Genomic DNA, 3436 nt, shown 5'->3' with positions numbered 1-3436 from the left:
AGTTTCGCGAGCTCTCGCGACGCCTCGCCGCGTGAACCCGGGGGTCGGGACGGCGCGAGCGCGGGACGATCAGGAGTTTCGCCCGGGGTGCGCCGGTTCGGCGAGCGCGGCGAGCACCGCGGGGAGCAACGCGTCGGCCGTGCGGCGGTAGCCGAGTGCGCTGGGGTGGAAGCGGTCGATGCTGAACATCTCGTCGGGGCGCTCGGCGAACATCGGCCCCACGGCCTGCGCGAGCGCGACGACGCGCCCTCCTGCACCGTGGACCGCCGCTGCCTGAGCCGACGCCAACTGTCTCGACGAGCGCGCGGCGAGCGCACGCAGGGGTTGCGGGATCGCTCGCAGCGTCCCCAGGTCGGGGCACGTACCGACGACCACGGGCACGCCGCGCTCCCGCAGTTCGCGGACGATGTCGGCCAGCTGATCCGCCGAGCGTGCCGCGGGGATGCGGTGGGTGACGTCGTTGCCGCCGACGACGATGACCGCCGCGTCCGGCACGTACTCCGCGGGGAGCGACGCGACCTGGGCGGAGAGGGCGGACGTCTCCGACCCCACCACCGCCGCCGTGCGCAGCCGCACCGGCCGACCCGCCTGCCGCGCGATCCCCTTCGCGAGGCGTGCACCGAGCGTGTCGCGCCGGTGGGCGGCTCCGAGACCCGCGGCGATCGAGTCGCCGAGCAGCAACAGCTCGACCGGCTCGCCGGGGTGCTTCTTCCGGCGCCACACGCGATCGGCATCGAGAGCCTGCTCACCGAGCGGTTTGCCGATGCGGCGGCGGGCGACCGCCGCCTGGCGGATGAGGAGGGTCCGCAGACCGACCGCACCCGCCCCGGCGAGCGCCACGACGGAGGCCGCGGCCAGGGTCACCGGTCGACGCGTGCGCATCCTCCGATGACACCGGCCCGCGGTGAACGCCGGGTGGCCGCGCCGTGACGGGAGGGCGACGGCGGGCTCCCGGCATTCGGACGGCTCACACCGCCGCGCGGCGGCTCCGCGCACGCAGGGCCACCGCCAGCGCGAGGACAGCGACGGCGAGCGCGATGTCGAGGCCGAGACCCGCGAGCAGCTCAGCCCGGCCGGCGACCCCGGTCAGGGCGATGACACCTCCGATCACGATGACGCCGAACGACAGAGCCAGTTGCTGGGCGGTGCTGAACATTCCGCCCGACAGCCCGGCCGCCTCGACGGGGACCTCGCGCACAACGAGCTGCGTGAGGGGAGAGAAGATCAGCGCTTGACCGGCGCCGAGTACGAGGAGCGAAGGCTGCAGCCACAACCCGATCTCGCTCCCCCACGCGAGCGTGAGAGTCACGGCCATCGCCACCAGGGCGACGATCTGCAGCGAGACGCCGAGGATCAGCGTGGAGTCGCCGAGTCGGCTCTGGATACGCGCGACGGCCAGCGAGACGCCCGCGAAGACGACCGCGAACGGCAGCAGCGCCAGGCCTGCCTGGAGGGACGTCAGTCCGCCCGCCTCGACCGCGCGCGGGAAGACGTAGAGCAGAGCGGAGTACCCGGCGAAGAAGAGGCCGGCCGCGATCAGGCCGAGCTGCAGGGGCCGGAGGCGCAGGACGCTCGGCGGCAGGAGCGGCACCCGCCCGGAGCGTTCGATCGCGTTCTGGTGCTTCCACATCGCCACGAGCGACACGGCCGCGATGACGAGGGCGACTCCGACCGGCCACGACCAGTTCCACGCCGGGCCGAAGGTCAGGGCCAGGGAAGCGGCCAGGATGCCGAGCCCCAGCGCCGCGGTGCCGACCAGGTCGATCGCAACGATCTCGTGGGCGCGCGACCGGGGCGCGAGCGGAGCGAACGTGATCGCCGCGACGGCGATCAGCGCGACGACGACGAACACCGCGCGCCATCCCTCGACCGGACCGAACGACAGCGCGGCGAGCGCCCCTCCGGCGACCTGGCCGACGGCCGCACCGATCCCGCCGCTCGCCCCGAACGCGGCGATCGCGCGGGTGCGTGCGGCTCCCTGCGAGGTGGCCTGGATCGTGGCGAGGACCTGCGGTGTGCAGAGGGCCGCGCCCACGCCCTGCACGATCCGGGCGGCGATCAACGTCTCGATCGAGGGGGCGAGCGCGCACGCGATCGCCGAGACGAGGAAGAGTCCCATGCCGACGACGTACAGGCGATGCCGCCCGAAGCGGTCGCCGAGCCGCCCGCCGAGGATGAGGAGGACCGCGAAGGGGATGCCGTAACCCGCGATCACGAGCTCGAGAGCCACATCACCCGCCCCGAAGCGCTCGCGCAGCGTCGGCAGGATCACGGTGACCGCGTTGAAGGCGAACGTCCCCACGCCCGGCCCGAGAAGGAAGCCGAGGTAGCGCCACGTGGGAACGTCGGCGAAAGCTCCCGGTCGGATCGGCACGGGGGCCGTGCCGGTGGGCGGGTGTGTGGAGGTGGTCATGGTGCCAGCATGGAGACCGCGGCATCCTGGTACCAGGAGTGCACTCATCCTGGTACTGGCACCACTCCCCTGCGGCGGTGGAGTGTCGGAGGACCGCCCTATGATCGCCGGAGAAGGAGCGACGCCGTGACCCGATCCGATGACGCCCGCGCCGAGTTCGCGGGATTCTTGCGCAGCAGGCGAGCGCGTCTGCGTCCCGCCGACGTGGGGTTGCCCGAGGGCACACGCCGCCGTGTGGCAGGGCTCCGCCGTGAAGAGGTCGCCCAGCTCGCCGGTGTCGGGCTCACCTGGTACACCTGGCTCGAGCAGGGCCGGCCGATCGCCGCGTCCGGGCAGGTCGTCGCGGCCATCGCGCGAGCGCTCCGCCTGAGCGCCGACGAGCGCGACCACCTGTTCGCCCTCGCGGACCTCCCCGTACCCGATCGAGGGGCGCGCCTCTGCGTGGGAGCAACGCATCTCGATCTGCTCGAGAAGCTGCTCCCCTACCCCGCGGCGGTCCAGACCGCTCGCTTCGATATCCGCGCGTACAACCGCTCGTACCGCTACCTGTTCGACGACCTCGACGAGATGCCCGCCGAGCGACGCAATTGCGCCGTGCTGCTGTTCACCGACTCCGTGTGGCAACACGCGCACGTCGACCTCGACCACGCCCAACGGCGGATCGCCGCGCGCCTGCGCGCAGCGTACGGGCGACACCACGAGGAGCCGTCCTGGCAGCGCTTCGTCGCCGAGCTCGAAGAGGAGTCGCCGCGGTTCGCCGAGCTCTGGCGCCTGGGCGACGTGGGCGGCGAGCGCAATGCCGTCAAGCACCTCGTGCACGCGCGGGTCGGCGAACTGAACCTCGAGATGTCGAGCCTGTGGATCGACGACGGCCTCGGCTCTCGCGTGGTCTGGTTCTCGCCCCGGGATGCCGACACCGCGGCGCGTCTGGATCGCCTCGCGGCCGAGAACCCGACGGAGGCGTTGATCAGCGCGGTCGCTTAGCCGCGTCCCTCGCCGACGCGGAGCTGCGCGAGAGGTGGC

General features: G+C 72.9%; 3 protein-coding genes. 1 reads left to right on the top strand and 2 read right to left on the bottom strand.

Features of this window, described 5'->3' with window-relative positions; translation table 11 throughout:
* Positions 1–69: 69 nt before the first annotated feature.
* On the bottom strand, positions 70–882 hold the full coding sequence (locus tag P2P98_RS11225; RefSeq protein WP_275799818.1) for an SGNH/GDSL hydrolase family protein: 813 nt from the start codon (positions 880–882) through the stop codon (positions 70–72).
* Between the two features lie 85 nt (positions 883–967).
* Positions 968–2413 carry an MFS transporter gene (locus tag P2P98_RS11220; RefSeq protein ID WP_275799816.1) on the bottom strand — a complete coding sequence of 482 codons (1446 nt, stop codon included), beginning with the start codon at positions 2411–2413 and terminating at the stop codon, positions 968–970.
* A 126-nt stretch (positions 2414–2539) separates the two neighbouring features.
* Here P2P98_RS11220 and P2P98_RS11215 point away from each other — a divergent pair, with 126 nt between their 5' ends.
* Entirely contained in the window at positions 2540–3397 is an 858-nt protein-coding gene (locus P2P98_RS11215; protein WP_275799815.1) for a helix-turn-helix transcriptional regulator, read from the top strand.
* The last annotated feature ends 39 nt before the right edge of the window (positions 3398–3436 follow it).

It is taken from the genome of Microbacterium sp. Kw_RZR3 (genome assembly GCF_029222405.1).
Lineage (GTDB): Bacteria > Actinomycetota > Actinomycetes > Actinomycetales > Microbacteriaceae > Microbacterium.
The sequence above is the reverse complement of the archived record's forward strand: the minus strand, read 5'-3'. Positions and strand labels throughout refer to the sequence as shown.

Excerpts from the sequence above, each read along its gene's own strand:
- P2P98_RS11220 (WP_275799816.1), bottom strand. The coding sequence starts at position 2,413 with ATGACCACCTCCACACACCCGCCCACCGGCACGGCCCCCGTGCCGATC.
- P2P98_RS11225 (WP_275799818.1), bottom strand. The coding sequence starts at position 882 with ATGCGCACGCGTCGACCGGTGACCCTGGCCGCGGCCTCCGTCGTGGCG.